We start from the raw sequence: 22,232 nt of genomic DNA, 5'->3' as shown, positions 1-22,232 counted from the left end.
TGATATACAGGATTTTATTCGGGCAAGATGGCTGCCGGGCTTCTTTTGCTGAGGATGGAAGAATAACCGGATGCCGGTTTGCGGGGTAGGCGGAGGGAAGCCGGACTCTCCGGAGTTTCCGGTTCTTCGGGCTGGTCGACGTTTTCCGCATCCGGCGGTACGCCGCCTGCCATCCATTGCAGTGCATTTTTCAGGAGAAGCTCATTCGGGTCACCCAGTTCATACCATGGGTAATAATTGAGTTCGGATATGATATACTCAGGAGTGAAGCCGCTTGCGTAGTCCGACTGGCCTTCTTTGTTGAGTACGGTGGACGTTACCGGATACATGACGAAACCGTATGGACTGTCGATACGCGTCATCGCCACGTTTTTACCCAAGGTTTTTGTTCCTAAAAGGTTGACTGTCATGTAAGGGCGCAGGCAGTTCACCATCATTTCCGATGCCGAAGCGGTGTACAATCCCGAAATGATGAAAAGCCGGTCCAGATTCAGATTACAGCTTGCATATTCTGTGAGAAAGTTCAGGCTGTAGTTCGAGTCTTGCCGTTTGTCGTTGAATTCAAAACGGGCGAACTCCTGTCCCAAACAGCCGGCCGGAGCCAACAAAGAGGCCAAAAGCTGTACACAAGTCACCTGTCCGCCTTGGTTGTACCGCAAGTCCAGGATAAAATCAGTCACTCCTTGTTCTTTGAACCATTGGAATATTTGCAGCATTTGTTCCAGATAGGACGCATCGCTGTCGTCTATGCCTGCCTTGAATTCATTATATACCAGATAACCGGTTTTCCTTCCGTCCCGTTCGATGACCTTGTAAAGGAAGAGGGGATTGTTCTCCATGGGGACGGCAGCCGGGAGTGTAAGTTCTGTCGCCTCTTCGTCCCAAACCAATTCACCGGTCTCCTCGTCGGTCGAAAGGGTGGAAACCGTGAGTACCGTTCCATTCCCGTTTTCCAGAAGGCCGGTATTTTTACTGCTGACATTGTTTCCGTTGACTTCTGTGATGAAGTCGCCCCGTTGCAGTCCGATTGCGGCAGCCGGGGATTGGGGCAGCACTTGCAACACACGTGCCACTTGCCTGGAAGTTCCCGTCGGGTCGTCGGTCAATACGAAATCGAAACCGTAAGTTACGGTTTGAATGGCGTTACGGAGTTTTACCCCCGTGGCTGCATCCGTCTCCGCAGGCACTTCGATATAGGAATATTTGTCCTGCGAAGCTAAAAGCTTCGGGAAGAACTCTTCAGGGGGAGAGAAGTAATCTTCCATTTCCAGTTGGGGGATTTCCTGATAATAAAGGTATATCTCCCGCATTTGCGCTTCAATCCAGTTGTCCACTTCCGTCTTGGCCAAAAATTCATACGTACGGTCTTCGCCACACGAAAGGAATGCGAAAGCCATGACAGCCCATACGGGGATAAAATAAAAACTCCTTTTCATATTATGGGTCGATTTGGTTGCAAAAATAGGAGATTCCCGGCATATAACCATCAGGAAAACCGTTTTATTTCTGTTTTGCTTCCGTTCGTGGCGGTTAGAAACGCCAGTACAACTGGATTTCTCCGGTGTTGTAATGTCGGTCTCCGGCGTATGCCTTGTCTTCTACGAAACCGTACAGAGCCTGTATCTTCAGGTTTTTATAGAAATAGTAGTTCACGGCCACGTTGTAGATGCTTTTCCGGCTTGCATTGTCCTTCTGGTCACGATAGACATCCCATTTGCCGTATATTTTGCACCTTGAGGTGACGGGGGCGCCCACTGTGGCATACCAACCGTCCGCCTTGTCCTTTCCGCTGACGCCCGTCGTCCCTTCGTCAGCCACGTGGTAATCCGAAATCTTGTGTCCTTGGCTGGTTACGTATTCTCCGCGAACGGTCCAACGCGATTCGTATTTCACGCCGAAAGCCATACGGTTGCGGTCCACGGTGATTTTCTTGCCGTTGATGTCTTTGCTGTATTCCCCAGTCCATCCGAAAGCGCCGATGCACAAGTCTTTTACGGGTGAGAGCCAAAGCCCGCCGATGAGGTCTTTGTTGTCATTGCGGTCGGCGTGGTTGATACCTTGGCCGTTGTATGCGCCTATTTGGTAGTGTAACCAAGCATGTCCGTCTTTTTGTGATTTGAACAAATCGCCTTGCACTTGAAGCCCCAAGTCGCGTCCGTTACTGGAATGTTCCCCTACACGGTCGTTCATCCCGGCCAACTTGTCGGTTGCTTGTGAATATGCCCCGAAACCTATATCCCAAGGGTTCATGGGATTCTCGAAAGTGAAGCCACGCTTGAACTGTCCGAACTTTACTTTGATGAAAGAATATTTTTCCCATTCCGCCCAGGCATCCACCACGCGGGGGCCTTTTTCCGCACTGCTTCCGGATACGCCGTTCATTTCCATCTGAAGCCCGTATTTGAAGTCCCAGACTTTGCCGTTGACGTATGCCCGGATGAGGCGGATGTCGAACGTGGAGTGCGATTCGTTCTTATTGTCCAATTCCTGGTCGTTGAATGCGGCCTTTCCGATGACGTAACCGCCGAATGTCGTGTTTTGTTTGATTTCCTGCCACCATTTGCCTTTGTTCCCTTCGGCATGGCATGCCCATGCCATCCAGGCACCGGCCATAAAGAGAAATGCCTTTTTCATCTTGCGTTTTTATTTTCCGGCTACAAAGTTAACTCAAAAATACTTATAATATTCCGGGACAACAGCTTTTTTCGTCTCCCTCCTGAAATGTGCCGGATTTTGTGCGCCAAACGAAAAATCAATCTCAGCCGAATGAAAAATCGTTTGGCTGAGATTGATTTTCGTTTGTGCTGAGATTTTTTTATGAGATTCAAATATCTCTTTTTCAATACTATAAATAAATGCAAAGTGATTCCTGCCAGATTGTAACACAATCTTAACACGAATGACACACTCCTTACATTTCACGTCCGTAATTTTGCACCCAAAGAATTATCAACACATATTTTTAACTTATGGAAATTGTTTATTTCAGTTTTATCCTGTTTCTGTTCATGTTGGCCATTTTCGACTTGGTGGTCGGAGTGAGTAATGATGCCGTGAACTTCCTGAACTCGGCCATCGGGGCGAAGGTCGCACGCTTTCGCACCATCTTGATTATCGCGTCGATCGGTGTGTTTGTGGGTGCCACGTTGAGTAACGGCATGATGGACATTGCGCGGCATGGGATTTTCCAACCGCAGATGTTCAGTTTCAACGACTTGCTTTGTATTTTCTTGGCGGTCATGGTGACGGATGTGGTATTGTTGGATGTTTTCAACACGTTGGGCATGCCTACGTCTACTACCGTCTCTATGGTCTTTGAGTTGTTGGGCGGTACGTTCATCCTTTCGTTGTTGAAAATCGCCACGGACGAGACCGGGCTTTTGGGCTTTGACGATTTGTTGAATACGGACAAGGCGCTTTCTGTCATTTTGGGCATATTCCTTTCCGTGGCTGTAGCTTTTATCTTCGGAACGTTAGTGCAATGGTTGTCCCGTCTGATATTTACGTTTAACTATACTTCCAAGTTGAAATGGAAAATAGGGATTTTCGGGGGGATTGCCACCACGTGTATCCTTTATTTTGCGTTGCTGAAAGGATTGAAGGACAGTTCGTTCATGACTCCGGAATATAACGCATGGATAAAAGAAAACACAATGTATCTGGTGGGCGGGTGTTTCGTGGTAAGCACCATCTTGATGCAGGTGTTCCACTGGTGCAAAATCAATGTGTTCAAGATTGTTATTTTCATGGGTACTTTTGCCTTGGCTTTGGCTTTTGCCGGAAACGACTTGGTGAATTTCGTCGGTGTGCCGTTGGCTGCTTATTCGGCTTACCAGGATTTTGCCGCAAACGGTGCCGGGCAGGCCGATACCTTTATGATGGGTTCACTGAACGAAAGTGCCAAAACACCGTTTATTTTCCTGTTCCTTTCCGGTGTGGTGATGGTCTATGCTTTGGCCACGTCGAAGAAGGCACATAATGTGGTGAAGACCTCCGTGGATTTGTCGCGTCAGGACGAAGGTGAAGAGATGTTCGGTTCTTCACGCGTGGCACGCAGCATCGTGAGAGGGGCGAATAATGTGAACGACTTCTTTTCCAAATATACCCCAAAGCCTTTGGTGCGGTGGATTGATGCCCGCTTCAACAAAGATGAGGCGATTTTGGCCCAGGGGGCGGCATTCGACTTGGTACGTGCTTCTATCAACCTCGTGCTTTCCGGCCTGCTGATAGCGTTGGGAACATCGTTGAAACTTCCTCTTTCTACCACCTACGTGACTTTCATCGTGGCCATGGGGTCCTCTTTGGCGGACCGCGCATGGTCGCGCGAAAGCGCGGTGTTCCGCATCACGGGAGTGCTGAACGTCATCGGAGGATGGTTCCTCACGGCCGGTATCGCTTTCTCAGCCTGTGCATTGGTCACGATTGCCATGTATTATGGAGGTGCAGTGGTGATGGCCCTGTTTGTCTTCGTTGCCGTATTTATCCTGATTAAAAGCAACTTCTCAACCAAGCGGAAGGAAGAGGCCGATTACGAGGAGCAGCTCTTTAAGGGCATCATGAATGCAAAAGATAAGGCGGAATGTTGGGGCTTGTTGAAAAAGCACGTTTGTGCCACCCAACAGGAAATGTTGGATTTCGTTTGGAAGACATATGAAGATGTGGTCAACGGGTTCGTGGACGAGGACCTGAAGACGTTGCGCCGTGCCGTGAAACGAATAGACGCGGAGAAATCACGTCGTAAAAAACTGCGCCAAAGGGAATTGGTAGGCATGCGCCGTATAGACAAGCGGATTTCTTTGGAAAAGAACACATGGTTCCACCTGGCTTCCAACAGCGGAGAGCAAATGCTTTATTGCCTGAAACGTATGTCCGAGCCTTGCAAGGAGCATGTGGACAATAATTTCAATCCGCTTTCGAGAGAGTGTGTAGAGGAGATTCTGCCAGTCAAGAAAAAGATAGTGGATTACCTGATGCGGAGCGAACGTATCGTGGAAGACCAGGACTATGAGCATATCGACGCATTGTTGGCCGAGGAAGAAGCTTACAAGCAAAAGCTTTCCGAGATGCGCCGGGCACAGGAAGACCGCATACAGATGGATTTGTCGCAAGGCCTGAAAGTGTCTTTGGTTTACCTGAACCTGTTGCAGGAGACGCAGGAATTGCTCAGTGACTTGAGGCATTATTTGCGCGCATTCAAACGTTTCCAACAATAACCTGTTCTTACAAGTTTCCTGACCGGATTTTTATTTATAAAATTCCGGTCAGAAGCTTTTCTTATTTATCATATTTATTCTATATTTGTCGTATCGCATTTTTAATGAATCGCGTATGGAACCCAAAAAGTCAATAGACGTCATTCCGCGTGACGTGAGTTGGATGTATTTTAACTACAGAATCCTTCAAGAAGCCCGGAACACATCGGTTCCCTTATTGGAACGCTTGGGGTTTATGGGGATATATAGCAACAATCTGGATGAGTTTTTCCGTGTCCGGATGGCTACGCTGACGCGCATAGCCGAAAGTGACATGAAACAAATGAAGGCCCAGATTGAAGATGCCCGTCGCACTATCAAGGTCATCAATAAGTTGAATAACCGGTATAACAAAGAGTTTGAATACGTTGTCGGGCAGTTGACAAAGGAACTGGAAAAGAAGAAGATTCGTCTTGTCAATGAAAAACAGTTGAACGAGGCGCAGCAGTCTTTTATCCGCCAGTATTTCCGGAACAGTCTGGCCGGATTTACCAATCCGATATGGCTGTCGCAGGCGGAGCGGTTGGCTAATGAATCCGACGATACGATTTATTTGGCCGTGAAACTGACCCGTTGGTATGACGAAGCTAAAAAGCCTAAGAAAGAATATGCGCTTATCAGGGTTCCGGTGGAGAAGTTCGGGCGTTTCCTTGAGCTTCCGGTGGAAGACGATACGCATTATATCATGTATCTTGACGATGTGATACGGTATTGCCTGCCCATGATATTCTCCAGTGTGGACTATGACCACTTCGAGGCTTATTCTTTCAAGTTCACGAAGGATGCGGAGATGGAATTGGATAATGAGTCGGATGCCGGGACATTGCAGCGGGTGCAGCGTGCGGTGAAGAGCCGTAAGAACGGTCAGCCCCTGAGGATTGTTTTCGATGCTTCCATGCCGAAGGATTTATACCGCAAGATTATGCTGAACCTGTCGCTCGACAAATTCGATACGACCTTGTCCGGCGGACGTTACCAGAACCATAAAGACCTGATGAAGTTTCCGGATTGCGGCCGTGGCGATTTGAAATATCCGGCATGGAAACCGTTGCTTCTGCCGGAGTTTGCCGGTGCACGAAGCATGTTGGACTTGATTCGTGAAGAAGACCGTTTCCTGCACGTGCCTTATCATTCTTTCGACCATTATATCCAGTTGCTGTGCGAGGCCGCAATTTCCCCACGTGTCAAGTCTATCAAAACCACTCTTTACCGTTTGGCTAAAGACAGCAAGGTGGTGGAAGCCCTGATTGCTGCGGCCAAGAACGGGAAAAAAGTGACGGTGGTAATTGAGTTGTTGGCGCGTTTCGACGAATCCAGCAATATAAAGTGGAGCAAACGTATGAAAGATGCGGGCATCAACGTCGTTTTTGGTGTAGAGGGGCTGAAGGTACATTCTAAACTGTTATGGGTGGAGATGAGCGGTGGCCGCGACATAGCTTGTGTAGGGACCGGGAACTTTCACGAAGGAAACGCCCGGATTTATACGGATTGCATGTTGATGACGGCCGCTCCTGCCATTGTAAAGGATGTGGCAAATGTGTTCCGTTTCATAGAAAAGCCTTTCCTTCCTGTGAAATTCAAAGAACTGTTGGTTTCGCCGAATACCATGAAAAAGAATATTCTGGCTATGATACAGACGGAAATCAAAAATAAAAAGCAAGGAAAGGAAGCTTATATAAAGGTTAAAATCAACCATATCACGGATGAAGATGTCGTGAGGAAACTGTATGATGCGTCTACAGCCGGAGTGGAGGTCGATTTGCTCGTGAGAGGGAATTGTGCGTTAGTGACAGGAATACAAGGGAAAAGCGATCATATCCGTATTCACGGAATCATAGACCGTTATCTGGAACATAGCCGGATTCTCATTTTCTGCAACGGAGGGGACGAACGGTATTTTATAGGGAGTGCCGACTGGATGCCCCGTAATCTGGACCATCGGATAGAAGTGATGGCTCCGGTTTACAATCCGGTCGTTCGTGCCGAATTGAAACGGATTGTGGAATGGGGCATGATGGACAACCGGAAAGGGCGTATCGTAGACGGGACGGGGCATAATATGTTTTACGAGGGAACAGAGGGGGCGGAAGCATTCCGCTCACAGGAACGGTTATATGATTATTACGCCAAGCAAGTGGCGGAAAAGCAAAACGATAAAAGTAACGAATGACTATGATGGAAGGAATGAATTTTGCGGCTATCGACATCGGTACGAATGCCGCCCGGTTATTGATTAAGAATATCGATCATAATCCTTTGGGAGAAACAAAGTTCAGGAAAGTGTTGTTCATCCGTTATCCCTTGCGTCTGGGAATGGATGTGTTCTCGAAGGGTAAGATCGGGAAAGAGCGTGCCGAAATGATGATGCGCATGATCAAGGGGTTCAAGCAGATGATGCGTATGTACGATGTGGTGGATTACCGGGCGTGCGCCACGAGCGCCATGCGCGACGCTAAGAACGGCATGACCTTGATCAAGAAGATAGAAAAGAAGACGGGGATACGCATTGATTTAATCGAAGGAAAAGAAGAAGCCGGCATTCTGTATGGCAACCATATAGAGAAACTTCCCAATAAGGAAGGAACCTTCATGTACGTAGATGTGGGGGGAGGAAGTACGGAAATCACTTTGATACACCAAGGCCGGTTGGTGGGTTCCATGAGCTATAACATCGGTACGATCCGGTTGTTGAACCGTGCGGTAAAAGATGGGATTGTAGACGGGCTTAAAGCGGATATGGCGGGTATGTATGCCAATTACGGACCTATTAATATTATAGGTAGCGGGGGCAACATCAATAAATTGTTCCGTTTGGCGGATGAAAAGAGCAAGAAAGAACTTAAATTGCCGATTACGTCCTTACGTAGTTTGCATAACGACCTGCAACCGCTGTCGGTAGAAGAGCGTATGGATCGTTTCGGGCTGAAACCGGACCGGGCGGACGTGATTGTCCCGGCGGCAGAAATATTCCTGATTATTGCCGATTGCATTCATTCGGACTACGTGTATGTACCTACCATAGGTTTGGCAGACGGTATCATCGGAGAACTTTATGCTAAGGCCACGCAGGACGAGAAAGAGCGTTTGAGTCGGAATCGTCTTTATCTGGATGCTGAGGCTCAAGGACTCCTCAATGCAGAAACGGTGGAGTCCGATGAATGAAGTTTTCTTGTGGGGTTTGTGAATTTCTGTGAAAGAAAAAACGCCTATGACGAAAGAATCATAAAAAAGTTTTGTACTTTTGCCCTACAAATGAAGATTTTATGAGATTACTGCATATTTTGGGGCTTTTGACGCTGTCTGCACAGATTTATGCTGTCCCCGCCCGTTTTCATGTATTCCGTGCTCAAATGAGTGACGGTACGTTTCAGAATATCCGTTTTTGCGGTGACGAATATCGAAGTTATTATGTGAATGAGGAGGGCTTTTTGGTAGAAAAGGAGGAAACCGGATGTTTCCGTGTAACTTCATTGCGGCCACAGGATAAGGTGGAAGTGAAAGCGGTACGGGGCATGGGGCTTGGTATTCCCGGTGCAGCAGCGATAAAGCCATTGGGAAGTCCTCGGATACCAGTTATACTGGTAAACTTCAGCGATGAAAAGCTCACGGTGGCGGAAACGGCAAAAGGAATAGCCGATTATTATGAAAAGTATTGCAACGGGACGAGAGACGGCATCTTGTACACGGGGGCTGGCAGCAGAGGGGCAGTACGCGATTATTTTGCCCAACAAAGCGACAGTTTGTTTCTTCCGGAGTTTGAAGTGATTGGCCCGGTGGCATTGGACAAGCCGATGGCTTATTATGGAGAAAACTCGCCATCGGGTGCCAAAGACATTCGTTTTTCGGAGTTTTGCAGTGAAGCTTTGGAACAAGCCATGGCTTTGGTTCCTGGTTTTAAAACGCGATTTGATAATGATGGAAACGGCACTGTGGATTTAGCCTTTTTCATATATGCCGGTTTACCGGAATCGGATCCCGGAGTGACGGAAGATGCCATTTGGCCGAAAGAGATGATTCGTCCGATGACAATCAATGGGGTTACGGTGTCCGTGACAGCTTGTTGCAGTGAACTTTCAAAAGGTAGTTCGGGCAATCTGCCTTCGGGTATAGGTACGATGTGCCATGAAGTGTCTCATGCTTTAGGCTTGCCGGACGAATATGATACGAACTATACCGCATTGGGCATGTCATATTGGTCGTTGATGGATTCTGGCAATTATTGCGACAATGGTAAGACGCCTTGTGGGTTGACTGCGTACGAACGCGACTTGTTGGGTTGGCGTCCGCTGACGGTATTGGAACGTAGTACTACGGTCAGATTACGTCCGTTGGAAGCGGGTGGGGCAGGCTATAAAGTCGTCAATGAGGCAAATCCGGATGAGTATTACGTCTTGGAGAACCGTCAGCACGTGGGTTGGGACAATGGATTGATGAAGTTGGGACATGGAATGTTGGTGGTGCATGTCGACTATGATGAGACGGCATGGAAGAACAATATGCTGAATACGAATGCCACACACCAACGTATGAGTTTCATTCCGGCCAATAACCGCTATGTAGGTCCGTACAATGCAGAAAGTTCGGCTGATTTGCTGAACGCATTGGGAGGACAACCTTATCCCGGAACGGAGGAAAATACAGCCCTGACAAATGGGACTACGCCGGCATCGCTTGTTTTCACAGGAACTCGGATGAACAAACCTATTACCCAAATCCGGGAGTTGGAGAACGGGGATATCGTATTGAAATACATGCCTAAGGGGCGGTTGGAGGCTCCGGTCGTGGAAACGGCTGTGGAGGTGGCTTCAAATAGCTTTAAATTCAGTTGGAGTCCTTCGGAGAACGCTACGTTTTATACGGTGAAAGTGTACGGAATTTCCGGTGATGGGCAGTGGACCGAGCATCCGGTATTCATTGCCGATTCGCTAAGTGGCACCAGTTGCACGGTTCTGTTGGATGATACCTCTCACCAGTCGTATGCCTATGGCGTTTCGGCATTGGACGATGAATACGAAGATTCGGAGTTTTCCGATTACGGGTATGTCCGGTTGACTGCAGATGCCGTACGGCAAGTGGGTACGGAAGAAGATGCCAACGTAGAGGTCTATTCCCTGCATGGAGTGTTGCTTGCCCGTTCACGGGAGGAAATGCTTAACCTTAATCCGGGCATATACATCCTGCGTACGGAGGGTAAGGCCGTCAAGATCGTTGTTAAATGAAAACCGATAAAATAAAGCAAAATGAAAAAATTGAGTTTGAAATGGATTGTAGTTTGTTGCGGTCTGTTGTTTACTACGACTGCATCTGCGCAGTTGGGTAACTTGTTGAAGAATGTGTTGGGGGGTAATAAGGGGACGGAAACCCAACAAACCGAAACAGAAGAGAAGGGTAATGTCTTGGGATCTATATTCCAGAATCTGATTGGGACAGCCAAAGTGGAAAATTCGAGTTTGAAAGGAGACTGGACGTATGAAAGCCCGGCTGTGGTGTTCGAATCCTCCAACCTCTTGAAGAAAGCCGGGGGAAGCCTGATGACGAATACTGCGGAGAAAACGTTGCAGAAGTATCTCGCTAAAATCGGTTTCGAGGAAGGCAAAGTTGATATTTCGTTCGACGGAGATAGTACATATACCATGACGATCGGCTCACGGAATTCAACGGGAACTTATACTGTCCAGGACAATGAGATAACCTTGAAGCGCAAAGGACTGCTGAGCCGTCCGGTCACAGCAAACCTTGCGTTGAAGAGCAACGAGATGCAAATCACTTTCAAGGCGGATAAATTGCTCGACTTCTTGACGAATATAACGACAATGACCGGTAATAGTACACTGAACATGATCGGTAATATTGCCAGCGGATACGATGGCATGCAATTAGGATTCCAATTCAAGAAGAAGTAATCTGGTTTATTACAGAAAAACAGGAAGAGACTTTAAATAAGGCTTTTCCTGTTTTTTTGTAGATTCTATCGTTGGAGGTTGAATGTCAAGTTGCGTGGTATTTTGACCAGTTTCTTGTTTACGACCTTTTTGATAACCGTCCCCCCTTGCTGTTCCAACAAGTATGTGGAATCGTTTTCTACCGTCAGTTTGACTTCTTGTGTTTCCGAACCCAAATCATTGGACAGTCTGAATGTGGCGGTTTTCTCATTTTCAATCTTGGAAGAAATAATCATCCATATACCGTACACGTTTCCGTTCATATATCCGTTCATGGGACCGAACATTTCCATTCCAGGTACATTGACACTTTCTTCATACAAGTCTAAATGAAGATAAATTTTGTTTTCACGGTCGTAAAGCGTGCATTTAAATGGTGAACGGGCTGTAGTGTGACCCACACACAAACCAACGAGACAAGTAACGATATATTTCTTCATCATACGTGTAACTTTTATTTAAAGGTAAGCCATGTTCGTCAGTATGCCAAACGGTTTAATGTTTTTTTTGAATATACTCTTTCTTTCCCTTGTGTTTGCAAACAACTCTCTATGATTATAAAATATTTTTAATGAAATGTGTTTAATAACAGGTCATTTCCTTTTGGGATTACTGTAAATTTCGTACCTTTGCCTTTGTTTTATAAAAGGTTAGAAATGAGTAGAGAAGTGTATGTTCCTAATTTTATTTTTGAGTCGAGTTGGGAGGTTTGTAATAAGGTAGGCGGTATTTATACGGTATTATCCACTCGGGCAAAGACATTACAAGATAAATTAAGGGATCACATCATGTTTATCGGTCCGGATGTGTGGAGAGGAAAGGAAAATCCGCTTTTCGAAGAAGATGCAAGTTTGTTGAAATCTTGGAAAGATACGGCTGCAAGTGAAAATTTGCATGTACGTATTGGAAGATGGAATGTTCCGGGGCGCCCTGTTGCGGTTTTGGTGGATTTCCAACCTTATTTTGCTATGAAAAACGATATATATACCCGCTTATGGGAAGACTACGGAGTAGATTCGCTTCATGCTTATGGTGATTATGATGAAGCTTCGATGTTTTCCTATGCAGCCGGACTGGTGGTCGAAAGCTATTATAACCATGTTTTAAAGGGACAATGCGAACATGTCGTTTATCAGGCTCACGAGTGGATGACAGGCTTGGGTGCTTTGTATATTCAGAAGCATGTTCCAGAGGTTGCTACGATATTTACGACGCACGCTACGACTATCGGACGTTCCATAGCAGGAAACCATAAACCGCTTTATGAATATTTGTTCGCGTACAATGGAAATCAGATGGCACAGGAACTGAATGTGCAGTCTAAACATTCCATTGAGCGTGAAACAGCTCACCATGTGGACTGTTTTACCACTGTGAGCGAGGTGACGAATCGGGAGTGTGCGGAATTATTGGACAAACCGGCCGATGTGGTCTTGATGAATGGTTTTGAAAAGGATTTTGTCCCGTCGAAAGCTCTGTTTGCCCGTAAGCGCAGGGAGGCTCGTCGCAAGTTACGTGAAGTGGCAGGCGCACTGTTAGGTACGGAATTTGACGATGATGTGATGATTATTTCTACTAGCGGTCGGTATGAGTTCCGTAATAAAGGCATAGACCTGTATATGGAGGCCATGAATCGTTCTTTGCGGAATAAGGATTTAACCCGTAAAATACTGGCTTTTGTACAGGTTCCCGGGTGGGTGTGTTGCCCTCGTGAGGATTTGAAGGAAAGGCTTGATTCCGGAAAAGCCTGTGACACGCCGTTGCAATGGCCTTTACTGACTCATTGGCTACATGAGATGTCTCATGATCAGGTCATTGATTATATGAAACGATACAACATGTGGAATCAGCCGGAGGACAAGGTGAAGGTGATATTCGTTCCTTGTTATTTGGATGGGGCCGATGGCATCTTCAATATGCATTATTATGACCTGTTGATTGGAATGGATCTTACAGTCTATGCCTCTTATTATGAACCATGGGGATATACTCCGTTGGAAAGCGTGGCTTTCCATGTCCCTTGTGTCACGACGAACTTGTCCGGTTTCGGCTTGTGGGTGAACCAGTTGTTGGGAAAAGAAGGGGAGTTGGCTGATGGGGTACAAGTGGTTCGACGGACGGACTACAATTCGTCGGAAGTGGCGGATGCCATTAAGGATGCCATAACAGCTTACTCCGCTTTTACGCCTCATGAAGTGGAAAATATACGCCATAAAGCTGCCGACATATCGGAACATGCTTTATGGAAGCATTTTATCCAATATTATTATCAAGCTTATGATTTAGCCTTGCATAAGGCGAAGCAGCGTAGGGGAAGATAAACATGAACGTTGTAATATATAATTTAAATTTGAGAGTCTATGAAAATTAAAGCAAGTTGTTCTAATGGAGCAAATTGGAAACAAGTAGATGTCAAGTCGAGGATTCCAAAAGAGTTGGATAAACTGGAAGAACTGGCTCGTAATATGTGGTGGGCGTGGAATCATGACGCCCGTGTGCTGTTCCGCAGTTTGGATGAAGACTTGTTTGACGAAGTAGGACAAAACCCGGTATTGCTACTGGAACGTCTCAGTTATGAGAAGATGGAGGAATTGTCGAAAGACAGTTCTGTGGTACGTAAAATGAACGACGTATATGCCGCTTTCCGTGAATACATGGACGTGGAGCCGGACAAGACACGTCCGTCTGTAGCCTATTTCTGTATGGAGTACGGTCTGAACCACGTGTTGAAGATATATTCCGGTGGCTTGGGGGTATTGGCCGGCGACTATCTGAAAGAGGCTTCCGATAGCAACGTAGACATGTGTGCGGTCGGTTTCCTTTATCGTTATGGTTATTTTACGCAGACTTTGTCCATGGATGGGCAGCAGATTGCAAATTACGAGGCACAGAATTTCGGCAGCCTGCCGATTGAGCGTCAACTGGATGCCGATGGCAATCCAATGATTGTTGAAGTACCTTATTTGAATTATAAGGTATATGCTTCCGTATGGAGAGTCAATGTGGGACGTATCAAATTGTATCTTTTGGATACCGACAACAACATGAATTCCGAGTTTGACCGTCCTATAACCCACGCTCTTTACGGTGGTGATTGGGAGAATCGTCTGAAACAGGAGATACTGTTGGGTATTGGTGGCGTGCTTACGTTGAAGAAGTTGGGTATTCATAAGGATATATACCATTGTAACGAAGGCCATGCTGCTTTGTGTAACATCCAACGTTTATTGGATTATGTACAGGAAGGACTTTCTTTCAATCAGGCACTGGAATTGGTTCGGGCCTCTTCTCTTTATACGGTGCACACTCCGGTTCCGGCCGGTCATGACTATTTCGACGAGGGATTGTTCAGCAAGTACATGAGCGGTTATGCACCGGTTTTGGGCATTTCGTGGGATGAACTGATTGGAATGGGACGCCAGAATCCCGATGACCATTCGGAACGTTTCTGCATGTCTACTTTTGCATGCAACACTTGTCAGGAAGTGAACGGCGTAAGTTGGCTCCATGGAAAAGTGTCTCAACAGATGTTTGCTAATATATGGAAAGGCTATTTCCCGGAAGAAAGCCATGTAGGTTACGTAACTAACGGTGTGCACTTCCCCACGTGGGCTTCGACATCGTGGCAAAGACTTTACCGGAAGCATTTCGACAAAGACTTCATGAAGGACCAAAGTAACGAAAGCATTTGGGAAGCCATTTATGATGTCTCGGATGAGGAGATTTGGAAAACCCGTATGGAACTGAAGACGAAACTTATCCACTATATCCGTGAAAAGTTCCGTGACAGTTGGTTGAAGAATCAGGGAGATCCCTCACGTGTGATTTCTTTGATGGACAAAATCAATCCGAATGCATTGCTTATAGGTTTCGGACGTCGTTTTGCCACTTACAAGAGAGCGCATTTACTTTTCACTGACCTCGATCGTCTGGCTAAGATTGTGAATAATCCGCACTATCCTGTTCAATTCCTCTATACCGGTAAGGCTCATCCTGCCGATGGGGCGGGACAGGGATTGATTAAAAAGATTTATGAAATCTCGCAGCGGCCTGAATTCTTGGGTAAAATCATATTCTTGGAGAACTATGACATGCAGTTGGCGCGTCGTTTGGTAAGTGGTGTCGATATCTGGATGAACACTCCGACGCGTCCGTTGGAGGCCAGTGGAACATCGGGCGAAAAAGCTTTGATGAACGGTGTGCTGAATTTGTCTGTGCTCGACGGATGGTGGCTCGAAGGCTATCGTGAGGGTGCCGGATGGGCTTTGACAGAGAAACGTACGTATGACAATCAAGCCTATCAGGACCAGTTGGATGCGGCAACTATCTATAGCTTGTTGGAAAACGAGATTCTGCCATTGTACTATGCACGCAACAGCAAGGGATATTCTGCAGGATGGGTTAAGACCATCAAGAACTCGATAGCCCATATTGCTCCCCATTATACGATGAAACGGCAGTTGGACGATTATTATTCGAAGTTCTACAATAAAGAAGCTGCCCGCTTTAAGGCTTTGGCTGCCGACAACTATGCCAAGGCAAAGGAAATTGCTGCATGGAAAGAAACCGTGGCCTCTAAGTGGGATCAGATAGAAGTCGTATCGGCAGACAAGTGTGACGAATTGATAAACGGAACGATTGAAAGCGGGAAGGATTATACGATTCGTATCGTGATAGACGAAAAAGGACTGGATGATGCTATTGGAGTTGAACTGGTTACTTTGCATACGGATGCAGAAGGTAAAGATCATATCTATTCGGTAGAACCATTGGAAGTGGTGAAAAGAGAAGGAGACTTATATACCTTTGAAGTTGTTCATTCCATTAACAATGCCGGAAGCTTTAAGGTGGCTTATCGTATGTTCCCGAAAAATAAGGACCTGCCTCACCGTCAGGACTTCTGCTATGTGAAATGGTTTAATTGATAGGTATTTGTAAGAATTGAGAATCTTTATAAAGAAGAACTCCGAATGCAACATCGCATTCGGAGTTCTTCTTTATAAAGATGTATGTGAATTTAATTACTCCAAATACTGTTTGACTGTGTTTTCAAGTTCTTCACCTCTGAGTTGTTGGCCTATGATAGTACCGTTGCTATCTATCAGAATCGTGTAGGGGATAGACGTTACGCCATACTTTTGTGTCATGATATTGTCCCAGGAACGGAGTTCCGAAGCTTGGGGCCAAGTCATGTGCATTGTCTTTACAGCATTTTTCCATGCGGTTTCATCCTCATCGAATGAGATACCTACGATTTCGAGTCCCTTCTTGTGGTATTTCTCATACAGCGACACTACGTTCGGCATTTCTGCACGACAGGGGCCGCACCAACTGGCCCAACAATCTACCAAGGTCAGTTTGTTGTTCCGGATGATGTCTGAGAGTTTGAGCTTGCCTCCGTCCATGGACGGTATGGTGATGTCTATAAAGGATTGTCCGTTTGACGTCATATTATTTCTTTCAGCATCTTCTTCAATATATTTCAGTGCATTACTGTTTTTATAGTGTGGTGACACTTTCTGCGAAAGTTCAAGCACCTCTTGAGGGGTGAACATATTATAACAGGAAAGGAAGAGAAAATATCCGACCGGTTTATCTATGTATTTCTTCACGCTTTCAGTCACGAACCGGTTGGATTGCTGCTCCAAAGCCACGAGTTCCTGTTCCGTTTTCTCATCCGGACTGTATTCTACCGTATCCGACGGAGCCTGTCGTGCATAAATATTGCTCATCCGCTCGTGAAGGGCATAAATGGAATCTGTAATTTCTTGGTAGATGTCGTTGTTTTCTGTTCCCGATACTCTGCCTTCCGGACCGATATTCAACTGAATATTTCCCTTTTCCATAAAGAAAATATTGCTGTATACTTCATTGCTTTCTTGGTCATAAAAGAAGAAACTGGCAATGATAGTGGAATCGCATTTTTCCTGGAGGGTGAATTTCCCCTGATGCAATATAATCGTATCGGTCGGGGCGAAGTTGCCGTCGGACATTCGTGCCAGATACAGCGTATCGCCGTCCTTGGCGTTTTCCACTGTTCCCTCTATTTTACAGTTCTGCGACGAGCAAGAGGCGAAAAGACCTATGAGGCCTGATATGAACAGATTTTTTGTTTTCATAAGTTTGGGAGTGTTAGAAAAAGGCCGCACGGAATTCCTGGTTTTGAAATTTGTGACGGCCTTCTTGTGAAATATTGTATTTATTAACAAATACGAGTTAAATCAGATATTGCGAACTGATGGATTCGTTATTCTCCACCCGTCTGATGGTTTCAGCCAGAATGTCAGCAATGCTGATTTGCTTGACTTTGGCACATCGGCTAGAATAAGGGATACTGTCGGTGAAGACCAGTTCCTCAAGGGCAGAGTCTTGTACACGTTCCGAAGCCGGTCCCGACATGATACAGTGGGTGGCTACGGCACGCACGGAGGCAGCTCCCTTTTCTTTCATCAGATTAGCAGCTTTGGTAATGGTTCCGGCTGTGTCTACCATGTCGTCCACCAAAATAACGTCAGCACCCTTTATTTCGCCGATGATTTGAATGTCGGCCACTTCATTGGGTTTGCTTCTTGTTTTGTTGCACAGCACCAACGGGCATTCAAGGTATTTGGAATAGGTGCTCGCACGTTTCGAACCGCCTACATCAGGAGCCGCAATGACGATGTTCTTGAGGTTTAAGGATTTGATGTAAGGCAACAATACACTCGAAGCATACAGGTGGTCTACAGGCACATCGAAGAATCCCTGTTCCTGATCGGCATGCAAGTCCATCGTAATCAGCCGGTTTATTCCGGCCACACTCAGCATGTCCGCCACGAGCTTCGCGCCGATGGACACACGGGGTTTGTCCTTACGGTCCTGCCGTGCCCAACCGAAGTAGGGGATGACGGCAATGATGCTTTTAGCCGAAGCACGTTTGGCCGCATCGATCATCAGCAGGAGTTCCATTAAATTGTCTGAGTTCGGAAACGTAGACTGTACCAGGAATACGTCGCGTCCACGGATAGACTCTTCGTATGACACGGAAAACTCTCCGTCGGCAAAGTGGGTAATCACCAATTTGCCGAGCGGGCATCCTAAACTGGAACAGATCTTTTCCGCCAGATACTTGGATTTGGTTCCCGAAAAAACCATAAATGAATTATTTGCACTCATCTCTCTATAACGTATTAATTTTAGAAGTAGCTTGTCTTGTCAGTCGGCTGCTTTGCGCAGCTTACGGAAATGGTTGATTAATTCTTTGTAATCCAGTGTAGAATGGATATTGAAACGATTCCACAAATCGCCTAATACTACAACTCCCCCGAATCCGAAATCCTTTGCCACTGCCATGTTTTCCGTCGTGATTCCTCCTAATGCCATTACTCTCTTGTCTATGATACCGTGGGCAGAAGCCTGTTTCAGCACTTCCATGTCAAAAGCCGATGTGTAATTGGATTTGGATATACTGTCGAAAATGGGGCTGAGAAACACATAATTGAAGTTTTTCTTTTCCGCTTTCAACTCGTCTATATGATGGAAAGATTTGCTGATATGTCCTTTGTAGCCTACCGGAGGCTCCGGATTCCTTCCGTTCAGGTGTATGCCTCGTAAGTTGAATTCTTCTTTCAGATAAAAATGGTCGTGTACGACAATTTGATTATGATGACTTTCCGGCAATAATGTGAGCAGGCGTTCCGAATAAACCGGCTCCGTGTCCGGTTTCCGTAAATGAAGGAGGTCCAAACCTTCTTCAAACAGGGCTGTGAGTATTTTATCTTCCTCCACAAAAAAGTCCGGAGGCGTCAATAATATCAATTTCATTGGTACAATGTCGCTATTTGTATTGCAAAGTTAACAAAAAAACAATAGCCATACGTATGCCTGGCCTTTATTTCTTTTATTTTTCATTCAAAAACCATTCGTTTTACAAAAGCGAATCCATAAGTCCGAAAAAAGGCCGTTTGCCAGTGTTTTCACTTGACAAACGGTCCGTCTTTTATTCTTCTCCTTTCAGGTTTTGTTATTCTTCATGCAAGCGTGCCTCTTCTTCCGGATCGAACTCGCAGCTTTTCAAGTTTTGGCTGATACGCATGGCACAGAAATTGGGACCACACATCGTACAGTATTTCCCGTTCAAATGGTTTCCGGCCTTGTAGTATTCCAAAGCCCGCTCGGGGTCGAGTCCCAGGTTGAACTGGTCTTTCCAACGGAATTCGTAACGGGCTTTGCTCAAGGCATTGTCCCGAACCGTGGCACCCGGATGGCCTTTGGCGATATCGGCGGCGTGTGCGGCAATCTTATAGGTGACCACGCCCGTACGCACGTCTTCTTTATTAGGAAGGCCGAGATGTTCTTTCGGAGTGACGTAGCACAACATGGCCGTACCGTACCATCCGATTTGTGCCGCCCCTATGGCACTGGTGATATGGTCGTAGCCCGGAGCTATATCGGTCACTAGCGGGCCGAGCGTATAGAAAGGTGCTTCGTGGCATTTTTCAATTTGCCGGTCCATGTTTTCGCGGATTTTATGCATCGGCACGTGTCCTGGCCCTTCGATGAAGGCTTGTACGTTTTTCGCCCATGCCCGTTGTACCAGTTCGCCCATGGTATCCAGTTCGGCAAACTGTGCCCGGTCGTTGGCATCGAATATCGCTCCGGGGCGCAATCCGTCTCCCAATGATACGGCCACGTCATATTGTGCCAGGATGTCGCAGATGTCATCGAAGTGTTCATATAGGAAACTCTCTTTTTGGTGATAAGAGCACCATTGAGAAATGATGCTTCCGCCCCGGCTCACCATACCGCATAGCCGTTCATGGGCATAGTGCACGTTTTTCAGCCGGATGCCGCAATGTATGGTGAAGTAGTCCACGCCTTGTTCGCATTGTTCGATAAGCGTGTCGCGGAACAGCTCCCAGGTCAGGTTCTCGGCCTTTCCCTTCACTTTTTCCATAGCCTGGTACATCGGCACGGTGCCGACCGGCACAGGGCAGTTACGCACAATCCATTCGCGCGTCTCATGGATATTGTCGCCTGTAGAGAGGTCCATCAACGTGTCGCCTCCCCATTTGCAGCTCCATAGGCATTTGTCCACTTCCTCTTCAATGCCGGAGGTCGTGGCCGAATTGCCGATATTCGTATTGATTTTCACCAAGAAGTTACGTCCGATGATCATCGGTTCTGCTTCCGGGTGGTTGATATTGGCCGGCAATACGGCACGTCCGGCTGCAATTTCGTCGCGTACGAATTCGGGTGTGATATAAGTGTCTATCCCCAGTTCTTCGCAGTTCATGTTTTCCCGGATGGCTACATATTCCATTTCCGGAGTGATGATGCCCTGTTTGGCATAATACATTTGAGATACCTGCCGTCCGGCCTTGGCGCGATAAGGCCGTTGGATGTGCGAGAAACGCAAGTGGTCCAGACTTTTGTCTTCTTGACGCATCCGTCCGTATTCTGATGTCAGTCCGTCCAACTGTTCCACGTCGTCCCGCTGCAAAATCCATGATTCCCGCATGCGGGGTAATCCTTGTTTGAGGTCTATCTTCACGTTCGGGTCGCTATATGGGCCACTGGTATCATATACATATATCGGAGCGTTTTCCTTGACTATCCGTTTCCCGTCTTCCATGGTGACGGTCGGGGTCAACAACACCTTGCGCATCCCCACCTTGATTTCCGGATGCAGTTTGCCCGTCATATAAACTTTCTCCGAACCCGGATAAGTGATTTTGATTTTATCGTCCATATACTTTTTGTTTTATGATTGTTGTATGTTCAATATTCTCAGGATGTTCTGGGTTTCTTCGGTGGGATTTCCGGCTCTCAGAATCGTGCCGCTCAGGGCAATGCCGTCCACGCCCGTTTCCATCAATGCCGGGATGTCCTCTTTTGTGATACCACCGATGGCAATCAGTGGCAGCGAAATGCTTTTCTTTTTCATGCCGTCCAAGATTCGGCGATACCCTTCCAAACCGAGAGTCGGGGCGAGCTTTTCTTTCGTTGTGGTAAAACGGAACGGGCCGCAACCGATGTAATCCGCTCCCCGTGCGGCATGCAACATCACGTCTTCCAATGTGTTGGCCGTTCCGCCGATGATGCGGTCTTGTCCCAAAAGCCTACGGGCTTCGTCGATGGGCATGTCGCTTTTCCCGAGATGGATGCCGTCGGCATGCAAGACATCCACCCATTCCACATGGTCGTCTAAGATGAAGGTGGCACCATACCGGCGGCACAGAGCTTCCACTTCCGCGCCCGTCCGCATCCATTCCTCGGGCGATGCGTCCTTCATCCGGAGTTGAATCCAACGGCAACCGCCTTCCAGTGCCAGGCGTGCGGCATCGGCGTAACCGTACTGTTCCGTGTAATGTGTGATAAATTGTAAGTTCTGCATATATACCCTTTCTCTTAAATAAAGGTTACGACAAAAAGGGAGAGAAGAATATGCTGTGATATATGTCTCTTGTCAGGCACAATCCCTTCGGCAGCATTACCTGCATCAGGTTCACAGGGTATAATCTCAGCCGCCCAACCAGGCAAGCACCCCTTTGTAATAGCAAAGATACGCATAATAATTAATATGAGAAGATGAAAAAAGATTTTTATTGGGAATATGAGATAAATCGAGATTTTCCGTGTCTGGCATTTTTCAGCACAAGTTGGTTGACTGAAATGTCCCATGCGAACTATTTTCCTGTTTTCATTGAATAAAGTAGGGTGCAGACGAAAAAGCGGTTGTCCTCACAATCATAGGACAACCGCTTGAGGTTGACAAACGTTTGCAGTCGAACAAAAAGTTTAGCGCAAAATATTCAGTATATCCTCTATTGTAAGTCCGGTGGCTCGTGAGATGTCTTCTGTTGGGAAGCCCATGGATTTTAGATTACGTGCAGTTGCCAGAATAGCTTCGGCTCTACCTTCGGCCAATCCTTTGGCACGTCCTTCTGCTATCCCTTCAGCTCTTCCTTCAGCTCTACCTTCAGCTCTACCTTCGGCTCTACCTTCGGCTCTACCTTCGGCTCTTCCCTCGGTCAGTCCTTCCAGTTTGGCTGTGCTC

At 46.8% G+C, this 22,232-nt stretch carries 16 protein-coding genes, 1 pseudogene and 1 riboswitch; of the genes and pseudogenes, 7 read left to right on the top strand and 10 right to left on the bottom strand.

The genetic code is table 11. The features are described from left to right. Positions 1-14 precede the first annotated feature (14 nt). From HMPREF9442_RS00090 to HMPREF9442_RS16500, 3 genes are all read right to left on the bottom strand, one after another. Positions 15-1,436, bottom strand: coding sequence for a S41 family peptidase (locus HMPREF9442_RS00090; protein WP_008623929.1), 1,422 nt, complete (start codon positions 1,434-1,436; stop codon positions 15-17). Between the two features lie 94 nt (positions 1,437-1,530). Next, complete coding sequence (locus tag HMPREF9442_RS00085) at positions 1,531-2,634, bottom strand: porin (protein ID WP_008623928.1); 1,104 nt, start codon at positions 2,632-2,634, stop codon at positions 1,531-1,533. A 33-nt stretch (positions 2,635-2,667) separates the two neighbouring features. Next, the gene (locus HMPREF9442_RS16500; protein ID WP_008623927.1) at positions 2,668-2,922 is read right to left on the bottom strand and encodes a hypothetical protein; all 255 of its coding nucleotides are present in this window, start codon (positions 2,920-2,922) and stop codon (positions 2,668-2,670) included. A gap of 47 nt (positions 2,923-2,969) precedes the next feature. Here HMPREF9442_RS16500 and HMPREF9442_RS00075 point away from each other — a divergent pair, with 47 nt between their 5' ends. The 5 genes from HMPREF9442_RS00075 (at position 2,970) to HMPREF9442_RS00055 (ending at position 11,155) form a co-directional block, all read left to right on the top strand. Next, on the top strand, positions 2,970-5,213 hold the full coding sequence (locus HMPREF9442_RS00075) for an inorganic phosphate transporter (protein ID WP_008623926.1): 2,244 nt from the start codon (positions 2,970-2,972) through the stop codon (positions 5,211-5,213). Between the two features lie 115 nt (positions 5,214-5,328). Next, complete coding sequence (locus HMPREF9442_RS00070) at positions 5,329-7,422, top strand: RNA degradosome polyphosphate kinase (RefSeq protein WP_008623925.1); 2,094 nt, start codon at positions 5,329-5,331, stop codon at positions 7,420-7,422. Beyond that, a complete protein-coding gene (locus tag HMPREF9442_RS00065; protein WP_008623924.1) occupies positions 7,419-8,414 on the top strand; it encodes a Ppx/GppA phosphatase family protein in 996 nt (331 codons plus the stop codon). The genes HMPREF9442_RS00070 and HMPREF9442_RS00065 overlap by 4 nt, the downstream gene beginning before the upstream one ends. Before the next feature lie 101 nt (positions 8,415-8,515). Then, the gene (locus HMPREF9442_RS00060; protein ID WP_008623923.1) at positions 8,516-10,471 is read left to right on the top strand and encodes a M6 family metalloprotease domain-containing protein; all 1,956 of its coding nucleotides are present in this window, start codon (positions 8,516-8,518) and stop codon (positions 10,469-10,471) included. Between the two features lie 21 nt (positions 10,472-10,492). Further along, positions 10,493-11,155, top strand: coding sequence for a DUF4923 family protein (locus HMPREF9442_RS00055; RefSeq protein ID WP_008623922.1), 663 nt, complete (start codon positions 10,493-10,495; stop codon positions 11,153-11,155). Between the two features lie 65 nt (positions 11,156-11,220). Here HMPREF9442_RS00055 and HMPREF9442_RS00050 read toward each other — a convergent pair whose 3' ends face one another. Next, positions 11,221-11,637: a hypothetical protein gene (locus tag HMPREF9442_RS00050; RefSeq protein ID WP_008623920.1), complete on the bottom strand. Its 417-nt coding sequence runs from the start codon at positions 11,635-11,637 to the stop codon at positions 11,221-11,223. A 213-nt stretch (positions 11,638-11,850) separates the two neighbouring features. Here HMPREF9442_RS00050 and HMPREF9442_RS00045 point away from each other — a divergent pair, with 213 nt between their 5' ends. Together HMPREF9442_RS00045 and glgP are read left to right on the top strand one after the other, a co-directional pair. Further along, on the top strand, positions 11,851-13,515 hold the full coding sequence (locus HMPREF9442_RS00045) for a glycogen/starch synthase (RefSeq protein ID WP_008623919.1): 1,665 nt from the start codon (positions 11,851-11,853) through the stop codon (positions 13,513-13,515). Positions 13,516-13,554: 39 nt separating this feature from the next. Further along, the gene (gene glgP, locus HMPREF9442_RS00040; RefSeq protein WP_008623918.1) at positions 13,555-16,119 is read left to right on the top strand and encodes an alpha-glucan family phosphorylase; all 2,565 of its coding nucleotides are present in this window, start codon (positions 13,555-13,557) and stop codon (positions 16,117-16,119) included. Positions 16,120-16,215: 96 nt separating this feature from the next. On the opposite strand, the gene HMPREF9442_RS00035 is transcribed toward glgP, so the two are convergent. From HMPREF9442_RS00035 to HMPREF9442_RS16495, 6 genes and pseudogenes are all read right to left on the bottom strand, one after another. Continuing rightward, entirely contained in the window at positions 16,216-17,313 is a 1,098-nt protein-coding gene (locus HMPREF9442_RS00035) for a TlpA disulfide reductase family protein (RefSeq protein WP_008623917.1), read from the bottom strand. A gap of 97 nt (positions 17,314-17,410) precedes the next feature. Continuing rightward, a complete protein-coding gene (locus tag HMPREF9442_RS00030) occupies positions 17,411-18,349 on the bottom strand; it encodes a ribose-phosphate pyrophosphokinase (protein ID WP_009390657.1) in 939 nt (312 codons plus the stop codon). A 39-nt stretch (positions 18,350-18,388) separates the two neighbouring features. Continuing rightward, positions 18,389-18,997: a thiamine phosphate synthase gene (locus HMPREF9442_RS00025; protein WP_008623916.1), complete on the bottom strand. Its 609-nt coding sequence runs from the start codon at positions 18,995-18,997 to the stop codon at positions 18,389-18,391. A 199-nt stretch (positions 18,998-19,196) separates the two neighbouring features. Further along, complete coding sequence (gene thiC, locus HMPREF9442_RS00020) at positions 19,197-20,924, bottom strand: phosphomethylpyrimidine synthase ThiC (protein WP_008623904.1); 1,728 nt, start codon at positions 20,922-20,924, stop codon at positions 19,197-19,199. A gap of 12 nt (positions 20,925-20,936) precedes the next feature. After that, positions 20,937-21,569 carry a thiamine phosphate synthase gene (locus HMPREF9442_RS00015; protein ID WP_008623903.1) on the bottom strand — a complete coding sequence of 211 codons (633 nt, stop codon included), beginning with the start codon at positions 21,567-21,569 and terminating at the stop codon, positions 20,937-20,939. Between the two features lie 65 nt (positions 21,570-21,634). Next, a riboswitch (TPP riboswitch) is annotated at positions 21,635-21,733 on the bottom strand. Positions 21,734-21,973: 240 nt separating this feature from the next. Continuing rightward, positions 21,974-22,232: pseudogene (locus HMPREF9442_RS16495) on the bottom strand (hypothetical protein); the annotation flags it as partial.

Origin of the sequence: Paraprevotella xylaniphila YIT 11841 (genome assembly GCF_000205165.1) — a bacterium.
GTDB lineage: Bacteria > Bacteroidota > Bacteroidia > Bacteroidales > Bacteroidaceae > Paraprevotella > Paraprevotella xylaniphila.
The sequence above is the reverse complement of the archived record's forward strand: the minus strand, read 5'-3'. Positions and strand labels throughout refer to the sequence as shown.

Excerpts from the sequence above, each read along its gene's own strand:
- HMPREF9442_RS00090 (WP_008623929.1), bottom strand. The coding sequence starts at position 1,436 with ATGAAAAGGAGTTTTTATTTTATCCCCGTATGGGCTGTCATGGCTTTC.
- HMPREF9442_RS00085 (WP_008623928.1), bottom strand. The coding sequence starts at position 2,634 with ATGAAAAAGGCATTTCTCTTTATGGCCGGTGCCTGGATGGCATGGGCA.
- HMPREF9442_RS00075 (WP_008623926.1), top strand. The coding sequence starts at position 2,970 with ATGGAAATTGTTTATTTCAGTTTTATCCTGTTTCTGTTCATGTTGGCC.
- HMPREF9442_RS00070 (WP_008623925.1), top strand. The coding sequence starts at position 5,329 with ATGGAACCCAAAAAGTCAATAGACGTCATTCCGCGTGACGTGAGTTGG.
- HMPREF9442_RS00065 (WP_008623924.1), top strand. The coding sequence starts at position 7,419 with ATGACTATGATGGAAGGAATGAATTTTGCGGCTATCGACATCGGTACG.
- HMPREF9442_RS00060 (WP_008623923.1), top strand. The coding sequence starts at position 8,516 with ATGAGATTACTGCATATTTTGGGGCTTTTGACGCTGTCTGCACAGATT.
- HMPREF9442_RS00055 (WP_008623922.1), top strand. The coding sequence starts at position 10,493 with ATGAAAAAATTGAGTTTGAAATGGATTGTAGTTTGTTGCGGTCTGTTG.
- HMPREF9442_RS00050 (WP_008623920.1), bottom strand. The coding sequence starts at position 11,637 with ATGATGAAGAAATATATCGTTACTTGTCTCGTTGGTTTGTGTGTGGGT.
- HMPREF9442_RS00045 (WP_008623919.1), top strand. The coding sequence starts at position 11,851 with ATGAGTAGAGAAGTGTATGTTCCTAATTTTATTTTTGAGTCGAGTTGG.
- glgP (WP_008623918.1), top strand. The coding sequence starts at position 13,555 with ATGAAAATTAAAGCAAGTTGTTCTAATGGAGCAAATTGGAAACAAGTA.
- HMPREF9442_RS00035 (WP_008623917.1), bottom strand. The coding sequence starts at position 17,313 with ATGAAAACAAAAAATCTGTTCATATCAGGCCTCATAGGTCTTTTCGCC.
- HMPREF9442_RS00030 (WP_009390657.1), bottom strand. The coding sequence starts at position 18,349 with ATGAGTGCAAATAATTCATTTATGGTTTTTTCGGGAACCAAATCCAAG.
- HMPREF9442_RS00025 (WP_008623916.1), bottom strand. The coding sequence starts at position 18,997 with ATGAAATTGATATTATTGACGCCTCCGGACTTTTTTGTGGAGGAAGAT.
- thiC (WP_008623904.1), bottom strand. The coding sequence starts at position 20,924 with ATGGACGATAAAATCAAAATCACTTATCCGGGTTCGGAGAAAGTTTAT.
- HMPREF9442_RS00015 (WP_008623903.1), bottom strand. The coding sequence starts at position 21,569 with ATGCAGAACTTACAATTTATCACACATTACACGGAACAGTACGGTTAC.